A 16,218-nucleotide genomic window follows, 5' to 3' on the forward strand; every position below is an offset into this window, starting at 1 on the left:
CCCATGACTGCCCGATTGCTTGCCCGGTTAACCACCACCTGCGCGCTGCTGGGGGCATTCACTGCCGCCCAGGCCCAGGACGAGTGCCAGTTGAACGTCAGCGAGGCGCGGCTGGATTTTGGCACGATGAACCGCGCCGCCCAGCGCGACAGCGCCGCGTTGCGCTTACTCGGCGAACGTCGCCTGAGCCTGACGTACAGTTGCCCGACCCCCACCGACCCGAGCCTGTTTTACCGCGCCTTGGCAGCGAGCGCCGAGCGCCTGCAGTTCACCGAGCATGGCAGCTACGCCATTCAGGTCAGCGACGGCGTGCTGGATGGGCAGGCGGTGACCTTGGGTCTATTGCCCGCCAGCGGCCAGCCACCCGTAGACACAGGTGCCGCGCTGGCGTGGCGTCCGGGCCACGGCATCGCGCCGGTACAGGGTGGTACGTTGCTGACCGGCAAGCACTTTTCGCTGCAATTGAGCGTCAGCGCCTGGGCCGACAGCGCCGCTACCCGTGTCAAGGACGCCACCACTTGGGAAGTGTCCGGGACCCTCTATAACCGCCACAGCGACCGCTCTCGCGAGCTGACGCTGCTGGCTCACTTTGCGCCCGTGGCTGCGTGCCACAGCTCTCCAATGGCGGGCTGGTGGACTACGGCACGCTAGCGGCCAAGGACCTGAGCGCCAGCAATGAAACACCCCTGCCCACCCGGACCTTGCAGTTCTCCGTCAGCTGCGACGCCCCCACGCCCTTCGCCCTGAAGATGCACGACAACCGCAACGGCTCGGCCACCGGCGGCAACGACGAAACCGCCTACGGCCTGGACCATGACAACAGCCAGAACAAGATCGGCCGCTACTACCTGAACATCGACCCGGCAGAGTTCACTGCCGACGCCCTCGGCACGCTGTATCGCACCGACTCCACCAGTGGCGGCGCAGCCTGGAGCAGTTCCAGCCCGCGGCAGATCCCTATCGCAGATAACAGCCTCATGGGGTTTACCGACCGCGCCGCCAGCACGCTGGGACCGGTGCCGATCCAGCACCTGTCCGGCACGGTACGCATCAAGGCCTACCTGGCCCCGACACAATCGCTGGACTTGCGCAGCGTGGTGCAGATCAACGGCTCCGGCACACTCGAAATCATCTACCTGTAACCCTTGGGAATCAGCTTCATGAAAAAGCACGACATCGCCCTGTTTTCCCTGCTGCTGCTCGGTAGTACGCCCCATGCACAGGCCGCTTCGGTCGTGGACCTGACGGTCAAGGGCCGGATCACGCCCACCGCGTGCAATCCATTGCTGTCCAACGGTGCAATGATCGACTACGGCAAAATATCCCACCAAGACCTGAGCCCGGACAAAAGCACCCGTCTGCCGGTCAAGCTGCTGCAAGTCACCGTCGCCTGTAGCGCGCCAAACCGCTTCGCCTTGCGCATGCACGACAATCGGGACGGCTCGGCCATGGTCAACAGCGAGATTTACTACGGCCTGGGCTTGGACAAGAGCGGCAACCGCATCGGCCTGTATTCCATGACCTTCGACCCTCGCCAGACTCAGGTCGACAGCACCACGCAGGTCTACGGCACAGAGTCCACCACTGGCGGGCTGGCCTGGCGTACCGCCAACCTCAACCCGATCAACATTGGCGCCAACAGCTACCTGGGCTTCACCGCCACCGCCGGCAGCACGGCCGGCCCGTCGGCGATCCAGGAGCTGATCAGCACGGTCAAGGTCGAGACCGTGATCAACGCCACGCAAAACCTTGACCTGAGCAGCGACACCCAGCTCGATGGCCTGGCCACATTGGAGGTGGTGTACCTCTAGCGTTTCTCGCTGTTGACTTGCACATACCGCGCACGCCCGGCGCCCAGCCCAGCGATGATCGCGCCCAGGCCGATCACCGCGAAAATCCAGCCGATGGCGGTCCAGCCGCCCGTCCAGTCATGCACCAGCCCAACGGCCAACGGGCCGAGGGAAGCCAGGGTGTAACCGATGCCCTGGGCCATGCTCGACAGGTTGGCCGCCACATGAGCGTCCCGCGAGCGCAGCACGATCAGGGTCAGTGCCAGGCTGAACGTGCCGCCCTGCCCCAGGCCGAGCAGAATCGCCCAGCCCCACAACCCGTCCAAAGGCGCATAGAGGCAACCGAACAGCCCGCCCAGGGTCAGCAGCATCACCACCACAATCGCCACGCGCTGGTCTTTGCCACGGGTGGCCAGCCACGGTGCGGCCAACGAACTGATCAACTGCATGATGATGGAACCGGACAGCGCCAAGCCGGCGTCGGTGGCGCTCAGGCCACGGCCGATCAGGATCGACGGCAGCCAGCCAAACACGATGTACGCCAGGGACGATTGCAGGCCCATGTACAACGTCACCTGCCAGGCCAGCGGGTCGCGCAGCAACCCCTTCACCCGATAGGCCACCTGATGGGCACCGTGCTTGTGACCCACCTGAGGCACCCAGCACAACGCCGCCACCAGCGCGGGCAGAATCCAGAAACCCAGGCCCATGGTCCAGCTATCGCCGAAGTAGTGACTCAGTGGCACCGTGGCACCCGCCGCCAGCGCCGCGCCCAGGCACAGGGCCATGGTGTACACGCCGGTCATGGCGCCAGCCTGCCTGGCAAAGTCGCGCTTGACGATGCCCGGCAGCAACACGCCGATGATGCCGATGCTCGCACCGGCGATCAGGCTACCGGCGAACACGCCCACTTCGCCGAAGGAACTGCGCAGGATGATACCGGCGGCCAAGGTCAGCAGAATCCCCAGCACCACGCGCTCGGCGCCAAAGCGCCGCGCCAGGATCGGAGCCATGGGCGCAAACAGCCCCAGGCACAGCACGGGCAAGGTGGTCAGCAGGCCGGCCTTGGCCGCCGACAACCCCAGGCTGCTGGACACATCACCGAGCACCGGCGCCATGCTGGACAGCGCCGGACGCAGGTTCAGCGCCACCAGCACCAGGCCCAGCAGCAACAGCCAGGGGCGGTTCACCGTCGCAGGCGCGTGCTGCACGACGTCATCGTCGGCTTCGGCGTCAATCAACAGTTCTTCGAGTTCGGTCGTGCGTTTGGATGGAAGGTTCATTGATCAACTGTCGGCAGAGGGATTTGGCGCGGGGTCCACCAGGCGTTTGTGACCAGATCGGCGCTGGTCGTCTGTCGTGGGATGCGGGCTTTCGTCCAATCGTTGGTTGAGTTTTCCCACAGGCTATTCGGAGTCGCCTACAAGGGCAAGGCACTAGGGTTCTTAGGCAGGAAAAGGAGCAGTATTTTCGATTGGTAAAATTACCCTTAGAGGGTAATTATTGGACTCAGGTGTCTTATGGAAAAGTACACACCTCATTACGATCTGGCGGGGATAAAGGCGGGTGTCAGGCGGCTTGGAAGGAAGGCGTTTACCCGCACTGCAGAAGAGTGCGGCGATGCTCTTGGCTTTAGTATCAAGGATATGCAGGAGGTCATCTATGAGCTGCAGAACTGGATGCTGCACAAGTCGATGACCACCTATGGAGACCATCGAGTTTGGCAAGATGTGTATCACATCCACTCAAAAGGTAAGGAGATTTACATCAAGGTCACATACCGCACTGACGGTAGGCCTCCGGTAGTCTCCTTCAAGGAGAAAAACCCATGAAAGAAAAAGAGCTTTGCTACATCTGTGGCGCTCCTGATGCGTTGAGCTATTACGAGGGACGCAGTGAAACCATCCGCATCAAAGGCATGGAGCGTCGGGTCGATAATCTTTCAGGCTGGGAATGCGAGGTGTGTGGCGACGGTTTCTGGGATCCCGACAACGACAGCGCTGACCGTTACGGCGAAGCGAAAGACGAACTCACCCTCGCCGCTCGGAAAATGATCGGCGCCGAGATTAAACGTACCCGCCGCAAACTGCACCTTACGCAAAAAGAGGCAGTAGATTTGCTGTCCGGGGCCGGCCACAACGCATTCTCTCGCTACGAACGCGGCGAGCTTCTTGCGCCCAAGCCCTTAGTGCTACTGATTCGGTTGTTGGATCGCCATCCGCATTTGCTGGCGGAAGCAAGAATTCTGGCCGAAGGTGCTGATTTGCGTGGCGCTTTCACCTATACCGTCCACGACGAGACTGAAACGCTGAAAGCCTCATAGATCACAAATAATAAACCCGGCGCCAAGGCCGGGTTTATTTTCAAGCATCATCTATCGATCAATGCAAAATCTGGCTCAAGAACAACTTGGTCCGATCATTCTGCGGATTGTCGAAGAAGTCATTCGGCGCCGCCTGCTCAACGATTTCGCCTTTGTCCATGAAGATCACGCGGTTGGCCACGGTGCGGGCGAAGCCCATTTCGTGGGTTACGCACAACATGGTCATGCCGTCTTCGGCCAGGCCGATCATGGTGTCGAGTACTTCCTTCACCATTTCCGGGTCGAGCGCCGAGGTCGGTTCGTCGAACAGCATGATTTTCGGCTTCATGCACAGCGCACGGGCAATCGCCACACGCTGTTGCTGGCCACCGGACAGTTGCCCCGGAAACTTGTGGGCCTGCTCCGGAATGCGCACGCGCTCCAGGTAGTGCATGGCGATTTCTTCGGCCTTGCGCTTGGGCATCTTGCGCACCCACATCGGCGCCAGCGTGCAGTTCTGCAGGATGGTCAGGTGCGGGAACAGGTTGAAGTGCTGGAACACCATGCCGACTTCACGGCGGATCGCTTCGATCTGCTTGAGGTCGTTGGTCAGTTCCACGCCATCGACCACGATGCGGCCCTGCTGGTGCTCTTCCAGGCGGTTGAGGCAGCGGATGGTGGTGGATTTGCCCGAACCCGACGGGCCGCACAGCACGATACGCTCGCCCTGCTTGACGTTGAGGTTGATGTCTTTCAACACGTGGAACTGGCCGTACCACTTGTTGACGCCCTGCATCTGGATAATGCCTTCAGGGCTCACAGGCTGTTTGATTGCTTCGCTCATAACAACAACTCCTAACGCTTGTGGCCTGTGTCGAGCTTGTGTTCCAAATGAATGGAATAGCGCGACATACCAAAACAGAAAATCCAGAACACCAGGGCGGCGAACACGTAGCCTTCAGTGGCCATGCCCAACCATTTAGGGTCGGCGGCGGCTTGCTTGACGCTGTTGAGCAGGTCGAACAGGCCGATGATGATCACCAGGCTGGTGTCCTTGAACAGCGCAATAAACGTGTTGACGATACCGGGGATCACCAGCTTCAGGGCTTGCGGCAGAATCACCAGGCCCATGCTGCGCCAGTAACCCAGGCCCATCGCCGCTGCCGCTTCGTACTGACCTTTGGGAATCGCCTGCAAGCCACCGCGCACCACTTCGGCCACATAGGCCGACTGGAACAGGATCACGCCGATCAACGCCCGCAGCAGCTTGTCGATGCCCATGCCTTCCGGCAGGAACAACGGCAGCATCACCGAAGACATGAACAGCACGGTGATCAACGGCACGCCGCGCCAGAATTCGATGAAGGTCACGCAGACCACACGAATCGCCGGCATGTTCGAACGCCGCCCCAACGCCAGCACGATGCCCAGGGGCAAGGCGCCGGCGATACCGACGGTGGCGATCACCAGGGTCAGCATCAGGCCGCCCCATTGGCTGGTCGCCACGTTGGCCAGGCCGAAGATGCCGCCGTGCAAAAGGAAGTAGGCGATGATCGGGTACAGCACCAGGAAGCCCAGGCCGTAGATCGCCTTGCGCTGGAAGCGCGAGATGAACAGCGGCGCCACGCCAACGATGGCCAGCCACACGGTCAGGTCTACGCGCCAGCGCAGGTCGCCGGGGTAGTAGCCGTACATGAACTGCCCGAAGCGCTGTTGGATAAACACCCAGCAGGCGCCCTCTTTGGTGCAATCGGCGCGTGTCGTGCCGACCCAGTTCGCATCGAGGATCGCCCAATGCAGGATCGGCGGTACGACCAGGTAGACCAGGTACAGCGACAGCAAGGTCAGCAGGGTGTTGAGCCAACTGGAAAACAGGTTGGCGCGCATCCATGCCACCGGGCCGAAGACTTTGTTCGGCGGCGGCATATCAGGTTTGAACGTATGCGTACTCATGGGCGTTTCCTCACCGCTCGATCAGCGCAATGCGCTTGTTGTACCAGTTCATCAGCAGGGAAATGCTGATGCTGATCGCCAGGTACACGCTCATGGTGATGGCAATGACTTCGATGGCCTGGCCGGTCTGGTTGAGCACCGTGCCGGCAAACAGCGAAACCATTTCCGGGTAACCGATACCGGCGGCCAACGACGAGTTTTTCGCCAGGTTCAGGTATTGGCTGGTCAGCGGCGGAATGATCACCCGCAAGGCTTGCGGGATGATGACCTTGCGCAGCGTCGGCCCAGGGCGCAGGCCCAGGGAGCGCGCAGCTTCGGTCTGGCCGTGGCTGACGGACTTGATGCCCGAACGCACGATCTCGGCGATAAACGCCGCCGTATAAACAGTCAGTGCCAGGGTCAGTGCCAGCAGTTCAGGGATCAGCACCCAGCCGCCGACAAAGTTGAAACCTTGCAGCTTGGGCATTTCCCAGTGCAGCGGTGCACCGAAGATCAAGGCGCACAACGCCGGGATCACGATGAACAGCGCCAGGCCCGCCCAGAACTTGTGGAACGGAACGCCAGTGGCTTCAAAGCGCTTGTTGGCCCAACGCGCCATCAGCACGATTGCAACGATCGCCACCACCACGCTGGCCACAAAGGGCCAGAACCCGTCGGCGGCCAGCGCTGCCGGCATGTTCAGGCCACGGCTGCTGACAAAGAAGGTGTCACCGAAGTTATGGCTATTGCGCGGCCCCGGCATGGTCAGGAACACCGCGAAGTACCAGAACAGGATCTGCAGCAGCGGCGGGATGTTGCGGAACACTTCCACGTACACCGTCGCCAGCTTGTTGATCATCCAGTTCGGCGACAGGCGCGCCACGCCGATGATGAAGCCGAGCAAGGTTGCCAGGACCACGCCGATCACGGTCACCAGCAAGGTATTGAGCAGGCCGATTACGAAGACGCGGGCATAGCTGTCCGATTCGGTGTAGTCGATCAAATGCTGCGCGATGCCGAAGCCGGCACTGCGCTCAAGAAAGTCGAAACCCGAGGTAATGCCCCGGTGTTGAAGGTTGGTCTGGGTATTGTTGAAGAGGTACCAGCCCAGCGAGACCACCGCCACAATCGTGATGATCTGGAAGAGCCACGCACGCACTTTGGGATCGCTGAAGCTGAGCTTCTGCTTTGGTGCGCCGATTTGATTTTGCATGAAGTGCCCCGGAAAGAATGGAACAGAACATCACCCGGCGGTTGGCCCACCGGGTGACAGAACCATCAGCGATCAGCGCACAGGTGGTGCGTATTGAATGCCGCCGTTGTTCCACAGTGCGTTCAGGCCACGGTCGATTTCCAGCGGGGTGCTCTTGCCGAGGTTGCGCTCGAACACTTCGCCGTAGTTACCGACTTGCTTGACGATCTGTACGACCCAGTCTTTCTTCACTTTCAGGTCTTTGCCGTATTCGCCGTCAGCACCGAGCAGACGCGCAACGTCCGGGTTCTTGGTGGACTTGGCTTCAGCTTCAACGTTTTTCGAGGTGATACCGGCTTCTTCAGCGTTGAGCATGGCGTAGCCAACCCAGCGCACGATGGCCAGCCACTCGTCGTCGCCGTTACGCACGACCGGGCCCAGGGGCTCCTTGGAAATGGTTTCCGGCAGAACCACGTAGTCCTTCGGCGCGGCCAGCTTGCTGCGCTGGGCGAACAGTTGGGACTTGTCGGAGGTCAGCACGTCGCAACGACCGGATTCCAGCGACTTGGCGCTTTCATCGGAGGTGTCGAAGGTGATCGGGGTGTATTTGAGGTTGTTGCCACGGAAGTAGTCGGAAACGTTCAGCTCAGTGGTGGTACCGGCCTGGATGCAGATGGTTGCACCGTCCAGTTCCTTGGCGCTTTTGACGCCCAGCTTGTTGTTTACCAGGAAGCCGATGCCGTCGTAGTAGGTAATGAAACCTGGGAATTTCAGGCCCATGCCTGCGTCACGGGAGCTGGTCATGGTGGTGTTACGGGACAGAATGTCGACTTCGCCGGACTGAAGCGCGGTGAAACGCTCCTTGGCGTTCAACTGGCTGAACTTGACCTTGGTTGCGTCGCCGAACACAGCTGCAGCAACTGCGCGGCAAACGTCAGCGTCGATCCCGAGGATCTTGCCGCTGGCATCCGGTACCGAGAAACCCGGCAAGCCATCACTCACGCCACATTGCACAAAGCCTTTCTTCTGCACGGCGTCCAGAGTGGCGCCAGCTTGGGCGAAACCACTGACACCCAGTACAGCGGCCGCGGTAACGATGGCCAGGGTGGATTTCAATACCTTCATTCAAACCTCCAAATACGCTCTTGTTGTGTCGAAGCTCCGAACCTCAGCGCACCCTTATGAGGCGATATCGACCCGTGTTGGTTTTTTTTAGGGCCAAGCGGCATGAGGCTGTCGCAGTAATTCCAGCTGCTATCCCGTAAGCGGCAGTCACTGATAGTGTTACCGTCACGGGATAGTTCTGACATCGACCTACACATAGCAAGCGCCGTACCAGAGTGCCGGCTGAGTCGTTTCAGCCCATGGTCAATAGAAAAAGATTCAACCGTGCGACATTCTCTTAACAGATCACCCTGTAGCGCACCGTTCCGTCGCACTTAATCGGAGCGCACGCACATTTATGGAGCAGACATGACCGAACCCTTGATTCTTCAGCCCGCCAAGCCCGCAGACGCCTGCGTAATCTGGTTGCATGGCCTGGGTGCCGATCGCTACGACTTCATGCCGGTGGCTGAAGCGTTGCAGGAACAATTTCTGACCACCCGCTTTGTATTGCCCCAGGCGCCGACCCGCGCGGTGACCATTAATGGCGGCTACGAGATGCCGAGCTGGTACGACATCAAGGCCATGAGCCCGGCCCGTTCCATCAGCCTGGAAGAGCTGGACGAGTCGTCCAGAATGGTCACCGACTTGATCAAGGAGCAGAAAAGCAGCGGAATAGACGCCTCGCGAATTTTCCTCGCAGGCTTTTCCCAAGGTGGCGCGGTGGTTTTCCACACAGCGTTTACCAAATGGCAGGGTGCGCTGGGCGGCGTGATTGCCCTCTCCACTTACGCACCCACCTTCAGTGACGAGCTGGAATTGTCCGCCAGCCAGCAGCGCATTCCGGCCTTGTGCCTGCACGGCCAGTACGACGACGTGGTACAGAACGCCATGGGCCGCACCGCGTATGAGCACCTGAAGAGCCGTGGTGTCACCGTGACATGGCAGGAATACCCAATGGGTCACGAAGTGTTACCTCAGGAGATACACGATATCGGCGCCTGGTTGAGCGCTCGCCTGGGCTGAAAACCCGTGTTTATGTAGCCGTATGACAGACGCACTACGCCGCGCCCGATTCTTGCATTACACTGGCCGGCGTACATTCCTTAACCAATTAATGAGATCACCGTGCTCAAAGCACTCAAGAAGATGTTCGGCAAAAGCGAGGCTGAGCCGCTCGCGCCTGTTCCCAGTGCTCCTGTCCCCTCCTCCGGCAGCCGCAATGACGGTCAACAGCCCGGCCGGACCGCACCTGTCGCGCAGCCGAAGACGCCGCCGGTGACACCGCCCGAACAGGCGACACCTCAGGCTGAAGCCGCGCCAGCCCCGAAGCCGCGCCGGGAACGTGCGCCCAAACCGGTCGTCATTCCCTGGAAACTCGAAGACTTCGTCGTCGAGCCCCAGGAAGGTAAAACCCGCTTCCACGATTTCAAACTGGCTCCGGAACTGATGCATGCCATCCAGGACCTGGGCTTCCCGTATTGCACGCCGATCCAGGCGCAGGTGCTGGGCTTTACCCTCGCCGGCAAAGACGCCATCGGCCGCGCCCAGACCGGCACCGGCAAAACCGCCGCGTTCCTGATCTCGATCATCACCCAGCTGCTGCAAACGCCGCCGCCGAAAGAGCGCTACATGGGTGAACCGCGTGCACTGATCATCGCCCCGACCCGGGAGCTGGTGGTCCAGATCGCCAAGGACGCTGCCGACCTGACCAAGTACACCGGCCTCAACGTGATGACCTTCGTCGGTGGCATGGACTTCGATAAACAGCTCAAGCACCTCGAAGCCCGCCACTGCGACATCCTGGTCGCCACCCCTGGCCGCCTGCTGGACTTCAACCAACGCGGCGACGTGCACCTGGACATGGTCGAAGTGATGGTGCTGGACGAAGCCGACCGCATGCTCGACATGGGTTTCATCCCGCAAGTGCGCCAGATCATTCGCCAGACCCCGCCGAAAAACGAGCGCCAGACCCTGCTGTTCTCCGCGACCTTCACCGAAGACGTGATGAACCTCGCCAAGCAGTGGACCACCGACCCGTCCATCGTCGAGATCGAAGCGCTGAACGTCGCCAGCGAAAACGTCGAACAGCACATCTACGCGGTCGCCGGTGCCGACAAGTACAAGCTGCTCTACAACCTGATCAACGACAACGGTTGGGAGCGCGTCATGGTGTTCGCCAACCGCAAGGACGAAGTGCGCCGCATCGAAGAGCGCCTGGTGCGCGATGGCGTCAACGCCGCGCAACTGTCCGGCGATGTGCCACAGCACAAGCGCATCAAGACGCTGGAAGGCTTCCGCGAAGGCAAGATTCGCGTGCTGGTGGCCACCGACGTGGCCGGGCGCGGGATTCACATTGATGGCATCAGCCACGTGATCAACTTCACCCTGCCGGAAGTGCCGGACGATTACGTACACCGGATTGGCCGTACCGGCCGTGCGGGTGCGGCGGGTGTGTCGATCAGCTTTGCAGGGGAAGATGACTCGTATCAGTTGCCGTCGATCGAGACGCTGCTGGGACGCAAGATCAGCTGCGAGACGCCGCCGACGCACTTGCTGCGAGCCGTCGAGCGCAAGCGCCCTTAAAGACTGGAACGCGGAAAAAAATGTGGGAGGGGGCTTGCCCCCGATGGCGGTGTATCAGTCATAACATCATTGACTGACATCCTGCCATCGGGGGCAAGCCCCCTCCCACATTTGATTTGAGGTGATTTTAAGAGAGGTGTTCGGCTGGCTATTTCCAGCGATCTGCTGCGGCGTGGTCGCTGTCCCGCCCTTCCACCCAGCGCGCCCCTTCAGGGGTGTTCTCTTTCTTCCAGAACGGCGCCCGCGTCTTCAAGTAATCCATCACAAACGCACACGCATCAAACGCCGCCTGGCGATGGGCACTGGCGGCCGCGACGAACACGATGGGCTCACCCGGCTCCAACGCGCCAACGCGGTGCAACACTTCCAGCTTGAGCAACGGCCAGCGCTGCTCGGCTTCCACGGCGATCTTGGCCAGGGCCTTTTGGGTCATGCCGGGGTAATGCTCCAGGAACATCCCCGATACGTCGCGACCGTCATTGAAGTCGCGCACGTACCCGACAAAGCTCACCACCGCGCCCACGCCCACATTGGCCGCGTGCATCGCGTTGACTTCGGCACCGGGATCAAACGCCCCGACCTGCACACGGATGGCCATGTTCAGCCTCCGGTCACGGGCGGGAAGAACGCCACTTCATCGCCGGCTTGCACCGGTTCGTCGAGGCTGCACAACTCCTCGTTGCGGGCGCACATCAGGCTCGTTTCGTTGAGAACTGCAAACTCCGGGTCACCGGCGAGCGCCAGGCGCACCGCATCAACGGTGGCAAACTCACCTTCCATCTCCAGCGAATCGAAGCCCACCGCTTCGGCATAGCGCGCAAAAAACAGTACGTTAATGCTCATACCTGATCCGCCTTGAAATGCCCGCTCTTGCCGCCCAGCTTTTCCAATAGGCGGATACTTTCGATGGTCATGCCGCGATCCACGGCCTTGCACATATCGTAGATCGTCAGTGCAGCGACACTGGCAGCGGTCAGCGCTTCCATCTCCACCCCGGTCTGCCCGGACAATTTGCAGCGCGCCACGATATGCACCGCATCAACGCCATCGGCGCTCAGTTCAACCTTGACGCCGGTGAGCATCAGCGGGTGGCACAGGGGGATCAAGTCACTGGTTTTCTTGGCAGCCTGGATCCCGGCGATGCGGGCCACGGCAAACACGTCGCCCTTTGGGTGGGCGCCGTCGACAATCATTTGCAGGGTGCTTGGCAACATGCGCACCCGCGCTTCAGCCACCGCCTCACGGAACGTCACGGACTTGTCGGTGACATCGACCATATGGGCACGACCTTGGGAATCGAGATGAGTCAGCACGGGGCCTCCTTGAGGCAGCAAAAAGCTACAAGCTGCAAGCGGCAAGTGAACAGCTCACTGGATCCGCTTGAAGCTTGTAGCTTAAAGCTTGCTACTCAGAGATGCGACTCTGCATATTCAGCCAGAATCGAGCGAGGCACCCCTTGCAGCGCAATGTGCACGCCGTTCGGGAAGTCTTTGAAGCGTTCCGTCAGGTACGTCAGTCCGGAGCTGGTCGCGGACAGGTAAGGGGTGTCGATCTGCGCCAAGTTGCCCAGGCACACCACTTTTGAACCGGCGCCGGCACGGGTGATGATGGTTTTCATCTGGTGCGGCGTGAGGTTCTGGCATTCATCGATCAAAATCAGGCTTTGCTGGAAGCTGCGACCTCGGATGTAGTTGAGGGATTTGAACTGCAACGGCACTTTGCTGAGGATGTAGTCGACGCTGCCATGGGTGTTTTCGTCATCCATGTGCAAGGCTTCGAGGTTGTCGGTGATCGCCCCCAGCCACGGCTCCATTTTTTCCGCTTCGGTGCCGGGCAGGAAACCGATTTCCTGGTCCAGGCCCTGCACGCTGCGGGTGGCGATGATGCGGCGATAGCGCTTGGTCACCATGGTCTGCTCGATAGCAGCGGCCAGGGCGAGAATGGTTTTACCGGAACCCGCGGCACCGGTCAGGTTGACCAGGTGGATGTCCGGGTCGAGCAGCGCATACAGCGCCAGGCTCTGGTAGATATCACGCGGTTTCAGGCCCCAGGCTTCCTGGTGCAGCAGGGGTTCCTGATGCAGGTCGAGGATCAGCAGTTTGTCGACCTGGATCTCTTTGATCCAGCCTACAAAGCCCTGTTCGTCGATGATGAATTCATTGATGTGCACGGCCGGCAGGTTGTCGATCAGTTGTACCTGATGCCAGGTGCGGCCGTGGTCCTGACGGGTTTCGACCTTGCTCACAAGGTCCCAGAACGAGCCGGTCACCGTGTGATAACCACGGGACAGCATTGAAACGTCATCGACCAGTTGGTCGGTGCTGTAGTCCTCGGCCGCGATCCCACACGCTCGTGCCTTGAGGCGCATATTGATGTCTTTGGTCACCAGCACCAGGCGCAGGTCCTTGTCGCGCGCGTGCAGGTCGATCAATTGGTTGATGATTTTGTTGTCGTTGAGGTTTTCCGGCAGCAGGCTGTTGGGCTCGCTGCGCTTGCTCATCAGGATCGACAGCAGGCCCTTGGGCCCGCTTTTGCCACGCTGGATCGGCACACCGACTTCAACATCCTCGGGTGAGGCTTCGCCCAGGGTCTTGTCGATCAGGCGGATGGCCTGGCGGCATTCGGCGGCAACGCTATGGTGCCCACTTTTGAGCTTGTCGAGTTCCTCAAGCACAATCATCGGGATGGCGACGTGGTGTTCTTCGAAGTTGAGCAGTGCGTTTGGATCGTGGATCAGTACGTTGGTATCAAGCACATAAAGGATTGGCTGGTCGGAAGAAGGGGTGCGTCCATGATCATCCATACTCGGTCACCTTTGTGGGAGCCAGTCGACGCAATACCACGACAGTGCTGCGCCTCGATTGACCGCCGAACACACCGCAAAAGGAGTCTTGGAAGACGCCACCTGTGGTGCAGGTTTCGGCGATCTGACTTCGTAATACCGCAAAACCCATGACAGAAAAAAGCACTTTGACGCTTTTTTGAAGTTTATTTTTCAGGATGACGAATAGCACTAGCCGAGTGTCATGCACCCCGTTAAAGTCGGAAGTCCGCCTGCATCGAAACGTCGTGCAAAATCCCCCCCATTTCGCCTTAAGCCCAACAGGGACGGGCACTTCATCTTTTTAACGAAAGGCTTCCCGGCAGTCCTGCCAACCCAAGCCACTTTGCGCCGTTGCCTGTAACAACAGAGGCAATGCCACCCGCGCCTTGTCCTGGGTGTCGTGAAACACAATCACCCCTTTGCGCCACAGCAGCATCAGCGTGAGCACACGCTGCATCGACTCATCGGCCTTGAGCTTGCCCGGCTCATCCTGGGAATCGATGTCCCACAACGCCACCTGCAAACCCTGGGACTGAAAGAAACCCTGGCTGTCCGCACGGCGCTGCCCGTACGGTGGGCGGAACAGCGGCACATAGTTTTCCGGCATCAGGTTCTGCACCAGCGCCGCGCTGCGGGTGATGGAGCTTTGCCAGTCCACCCAATGGCTGTGAGAGCGGTACTGCCAGCCCTGGGTGCCGACGCACTGGCCCTGGTACAACGCCTCCACCTCAGCGGCGGAACTGCGCTCAACGCGGGTTTGCAGGCTGCTGCCGAGGGCAAAGAAGGTTGCGTTCATCTTCTGCTTGCGCAGGTAGTCGGCGAGCCAGTCGGTATTGCCACTGACTGGCGCCGGGCCGCCGTCGAAGGTCAGCAGGAACAGACGGTCGTTAAACTCGTCGCCGTTACGTTCATGGTCGCCGAACCGCGCGACTTCGCTGCTGATCTGCGGGAACAACGCGGCCTTGCGCAGCAGTTCGTCCAGGTAGCGTTCATGGAAGTTATGGCTGGGGGCGGACCAGCCTATATAGAAGGAGTCTTCGCTGATTTCGAACTTGCCGGCTTGTTCGCGCAGGTCGTCCATGTTTTCCACCAGGTAGCAGAACGAGGCGTCCACCTCGCAGCTCTGTTGGGCGACGATGTAGTTCTCCAACAGGCGTTGCCAGAGCTGGCGGCGCAGGTCGTCAATGGCGGCCTGGTTGATGATCTTCAGGCCCAGGCGCTGTTTGAGCGCCGTGTCGTCCAAGGACTCACTGGCCAGCAGGCTGCGGGCGAACATCAGGATTTCGGCGCGCGAGGCGACGTCGAACAGCGCAGGGCTGCTGAGCTTTTCGGGCCAGGTGCCGCGATCCAGGCTGGCGACATCCATCGGCGCCGCATAGGCGTTCAGGCTTAACAGACACGCGGACAATAACAGTGCTATTCGCACACGGGGTCTCCCTCTCCAGAGTCGTCGGCCACTATAACGGATCGCGCCTATCGCCATCATAGGTGGAGTCAAACCGCCCCAGCCCCTAGAATCCCCCCACGATTACAGGAGACGACTTCATGCTGACGGTGATTTCCCCCGCCAAGACCCTCGATTTCGAGTCAAAACCGGCCACCCCACGCTTCACCCAACCGCAATACCTCGACCACTCCCAGGAGCTGATCGAACAATTGCGTGAGCTGAGCCCGGCGCAAATCAGTGAGCTGATGCACGTTTCCGACAAAATCGGCGGCCTCAACGCCGCACGTTTCGGCAGTTGGACCCCCGCCTTCACCCCCGAGAATGCCAAGCAAGCCCTGCTCGCGTTCAAGGGCGACGTGTATACCGGCCTGAACGCCGATACCCTCAGCGAGGCCGACTTCAGTTACGCCCAAGACCACCTGCGCATGCTCTCGGGCCTGTACGGCCTGCTGCGGCCGCTGGACCTGATGATGCCGTACCGCCTGGAGATGGGCACCAAACTGGCCAACGCCCGTGGCAAGGACCTGTACGCATTCTGGGGCACGCGCATCAGCGAATGGCTCAACGAAGCCCTGGCCGAGCAAGGTGATGATGTACTGCTCAACCTGGCGTCCAACGAATACTTCTCGGCGGTCAAGCGCACGGCCCTGAATGCGCGGATCATCAATACCGAGTTCAGGGACTTGAAGAACGGCCAGTACAAAATCATCAGTTTCTACGCGAAAAAAGCCCGGGGCATGATGAGCCGCTTCGTGATTGAAGAGCGCATCAACGATCCGGCCAAGCTCAAACAGTTCGATGTGCAGGGCTATCGCTTCAATGCGGAGCAGTCCAAACCGGACAACCTGGTGTTTTTGCGCGATCACGCACCGGAATAAGGCTCTCGAAGACAGAAATTTTCAAATGTGGGAGGCTTGCCCCCGATGGCGGTGGTTCAGTCATAGAAGTTGAGGCTGACACATCGTCTATCGGGGGCAAGCCCCCTCCCACATCTTGTCTGGATTTCACACCATGAATCGTCAACTTATTGGCGTCAAAAAA

The 16,218-nt window shown here is 60.1% G+C and carries 16 protein-coding genes and 1 pseudogene; 7 read left to right on the forward strand and 10 right to left on the reverse strand.

The window, feature by feature from the left end; translation table 11 throughout:
- Nucleotides 1-3: 3 nt before the first annotated feature.
- Together IQK56_RS14975 and IQK56_RS14980 are read left to right on the forward strand one after the other, a co-directional pair.
- A pseudogene (locus tag IQK56_RS14975) lies at nt 4-1,142 on the forward strand (DUF1120 domain-containing protein).
- Nucleotides 1,143-1,160: 18 nt separating this feature from the next.
- On the forward strand, nt 1,161-1,811 hold the full coding sequence (locus tag IQK56_RS14980; protein WP_193861730.1) for a DUF1120 domain-containing protein: 651 nt from the start codon (nt 1,161-1,163) through the stop codon (nt 1,809-1,811).
- On the opposite strand, the gene IQK56_RS14985 is transcribed toward IQK56_RS14980, so the two are convergent.
- Nucleotides 1,808-3,073 (reverse strand): CynX/NimT family MFS transporter, encoded by a 1,266-nt coding sequence (locus tag IQK56_RS14985; protein ID WP_193861731.1) that lies wholly within the window; start codon nt 3,071-3,073, stop codon nt 1,808-1,810. The two genes, IQK56_RS14980 and IQK56_RS14985, sit on opposite strands and share 4 nt — an antisense overlap.
- A gap of 237 nt (nt 3,074-3,310) precedes the next feature.
- On the opposite strand from IQK56_RS14985, the gene IQK56_RS14990 reads away from it, so the two are divergent.
- Together IQK56_RS14990 and IQK56_RS14995 are read left to right on the forward strand one after the other, a co-directional pair.
- On the forward strand, nt 3,311-3,622 hold the full coding sequence (locus tag IQK56_RS14990) for a type II toxin-antitoxin system MqsR family toxin (protein ID WP_193861732.1): 312 nt from the start codon (nt 3,311-3,313) through the stop codon (nt 3,620-3,622).
- Nucleotides 3,619-4,113: a type II toxin-antitoxin system MqsA family antitoxin gene (locus tag IQK56_RS14995; protein WP_150676692.1), complete on the forward strand. Its 495-nt coding sequence runs from the start codon at nt 3,619-3,621 to the stop codon at nt 4,111-4,113. The genes IQK56_RS14990 and IQK56_RS14995 overlap by 4 nt, the downstream gene beginning before the upstream one ends.
- Nucleotides 4,114-4,171: 58 nt before the next feature.
- On the opposite strand, the gene IQK56_RS15000 is transcribed toward IQK56_RS14995, so the two are convergent.
- The 4 genes from IQK56_RS15000 to IQK56_RS15015 all read right to left on the reverse strand — a co-directional run bounded on the left by IQK56_RS15000 (nt 4,172) and on the right by IQK56_RS15015 (nt 8,341).
- On the reverse strand, nt 4,172-4,936 hold the full coding sequence (locus tag IQK56_RS15000; protein ID WP_003171943.1) for an amino acid ABC transporter ATP-binding protein: 765 nt from the start codon (nt 4,934-4,936) through the stop codon (nt 4,172-4,174).
- An 11-nt stretch (nt 4,937-4,947) separates the two neighbouring features.
- Nucleotides 4,948-6,045, reverse strand: coding sequence for an amino acid ABC transporter permease (locus tag IQK56_RS15005; protein WP_099584958.1), 1,098 nt, complete (start codon nt 6,043-6,045; stop codon nt 4,948-4,950).
- Nucleotides 6,046-6,055: 10 nt separating this feature from the next.
- Nucleotides 6,056-7,237, reverse strand: coding sequence for an amino acid ABC transporter permease (locus IQK56_RS15010; protein ID WP_099584957.1), 1,182 nt, complete (start codon nt 7,235-7,237; stop codon nt 6,056-6,058).
- 72 nt (nt 7,238-7,309) lie between these two features.
- A complete protein-coding gene (locus IQK56_RS15015; protein WP_016978213.1) occupies nt 7,310-8,341 on the reverse strand; it encodes an amino acid ABC transporter substrate-binding protein in 1,032 nt (343 codons plus the stop codon).
- A 348-nt stretch (nt 8,342-8,689) separates the two neighbouring features.
- Here IQK56_RS15015 and IQK56_RS15020 point away from each other — a divergent pair, with 348 nt between their 5' ends.
- Nucleotides 8,690-9,346 (forward strand): alpha/beta hydrolase, encoded by a 657-nt coding sequence (locus IQK56_RS15020; protein ID WP_193861733.1) that lies wholly within the window; start codon nt 8,690-8,692, stop codon nt 9,344-9,346.
- A 96-nt stretch (nt 9,347-9,442) separates the two neighbouring features.
- Entirely contained in the window at nt 9,443-10,906 is a 1,464-nt protein-coding gene (rhlB, locus tag IQK56_RS15025; protein WP_177411600.1) for an ATP-dependent RNA helicase RhlB, read from the forward strand.
- Nucleotides 10,907-11,054: 148 nt separating this feature from the next.
- On the opposite strand, the gene moaE is transcribed toward rhlB, so the two are convergent.
- From moaE to IQK56_RS15050, 5 genes are all read right to left on the reverse strand, one after another.
- Nucleotides 11,055-11,504 (reverse strand): molybdopterin synthase catalytic subunit MoaE, encoded by a 450-nt coding sequence (gene moaE, locus IQK56_RS15030; protein WP_150675012.1) that lies wholly within the window; start codon nt 11,502-11,504, stop codon nt 11,055-11,057.
- Between the two features lie 2 nt (nt 11,505-11,506).
- On the reverse strand, nt 11,507-11,749 hold the full coding sequence (gene moaD, locus IQK56_RS15035) for a molybdopterin converting factor subunit 1 (RefSeq protein WP_099584953.1): 243 nt from the start codon (nt 11,747-11,749) through the stop codon (nt 11,507-11,509).
- Complete coding sequence (gene moaC, locus IQK56_RS15040; protein WP_122306318.1) at nt 11,746-12,219, reverse strand: cyclic pyranopterin monophosphate synthase MoaC; 474 nt, start codon at nt 12,217-12,219, stop codon at nt 11,746-11,748. The genes moaD and moaC overlap by 4 nt, the downstream gene beginning before the upstream one ends.
- 95 nt (nt 12,220-12,314) lie before the next feature.
- Nucleotides 12,315-13,709 carry a PhoH family protein gene (locus tag IQK56_RS15045; protein WP_032886372.1) on the reverse strand — a complete coding sequence of 465 codons (1,395 nt, stop codon included), beginning with the start codon at nt 13,707-13,709 and terminating at the stop codon, nt 12,315-12,317.
- Nucleotides 13,710-14,031: 322 nt separating this feature from the next.
- Nucleotides 14,032-15,156: a polysaccharide deacetylase family protein gene (locus tag IQK56_RS15050; RefSeq protein ID WP_193863931.1), complete on the reverse strand. Its 1,125-nt coding sequence runs from the start codon at nt 15,154-15,156 to the stop codon at nt 14,032-14,034.
- 119 nt (nt 15,157-15,275) lie between these two features.
- On the opposite strand from IQK56_RS15050, the gene yaaA reads away from it, so the two are divergent.
- The gene (yaaA, locus tag IQK56_RS15055) at nt 15,276-16,055 is read left to right on the forward strand and encodes a peroxide stress protein YaaA (protein WP_150675014.1); all 780 of its coding nucleotides are present in this window, start codon (nt 15,276-15,278) and stop codon (nt 16,053-16,055) included.
- Nucleotides 16,056-16,218: the final 163 nt, after the last annotated feature.

Origin of the sequence: Pseudomonas cyclaminis, assembly GCF_015163715.1 — a bacterium.
GTDB classification, from domain to species: Bacteria; Pseudomonadota; Gammaproteobacteria; order Pseudomonadales; family Pseudomonadaceae; genus Aquipseudomonas; species Aquipseudomonas cyclaminis.

Bases quoted from the DNA above. Each gene is read 5' to 3' on its own strand.
- moaD (WP_099584953.1), bottom strand. From the start codon at position 11,749: ATGAGCATTAACGTACTGTTTTTTGCGCGCTATGCCGAAGCGGTGGGC.
- IQK56_RS15005 (WP_099584958.1), bottom strand. From the start codon at position 6,045: ATGAGTACGCATACGTTCAAACCTGATATGCCGCCGCCGAACAAAGTC.
- IQK56_RS15015 (WP_016978213.1), bottom strand. From the start codon at position 8,341: ATGAAGGTATTGAAATCCACCCTGGCCATCGTTACCGCGGCCGCTGTA.
- IQK56_RS14995 (WP_150676692.1), top strand. From the start codon at position 3,619: ATGAAAGAAAAAGAGCTTTGCTACATCTGTGGCGCTCCTGATGCGTTG.
- IQK56_RS15045 (WP_032886372.1), bottom strand. From the start codon at position 13,709: ATGGATGATCATGGACGCACCCCTTCTTCCGACCAGCCAATCCTTTAT.
- IQK56_RS14980 (WP_193861730.1), top strand. From the start codon at position 1,161: ATGAAAAAGCACGACATCGCCCTGTTTTCCCTGCTGCTGCTCGGTAGT.
- IQK56_RS15020 (WP_193861733.1), top strand. From the start codon at position 8,690: ATGACCGAACCCTTGATTCTTCAGCCCGCCAAGCCCGCAGACGCCTGC.
- IQK56_RS15010 (WP_099584957.1), bottom strand. From the start codon at position 7,237: ATGCAAAATCAAATCGGCGCACCAAAGCAGAAGCTCAGCTTCAGCGAT.
- IQK56_RS15000 (WP_003171943.1), bottom strand. From the start codon at position 4,936: ATGAGCGAAGCAATCAAACAGCCTGTGAGCCCTGAAGGCATTATCCAG.
- IQK56_RS14985 (WP_193861731.1), bottom strand. From the start codon at position 3,073: ATGAACCTTCCATCCAAACGCACGACCGAACTCGAAGAACTGTTGATT.
- moaE (WP_150675012.1), bottom strand. From the start codon at position 11,504: ATGGCCATCCGTGTGCAGGTCGGGGCGTTTGATCCCGGTGCCGAAGTC.
- IQK56_RS14990 (WP_193861732.1), top strand. From the start codon at position 3,311: ATGGAAAAGTACACACCTCATTACGATCTGGCGGGGATAAAGGCGGGT.
- yaaA (WP_150675014.1), top strand. From the start codon at position 15,276: ATGCTGACGGTGATTTCCCCCGCCAAGACCCTCGATTTCGAGTCAAAA.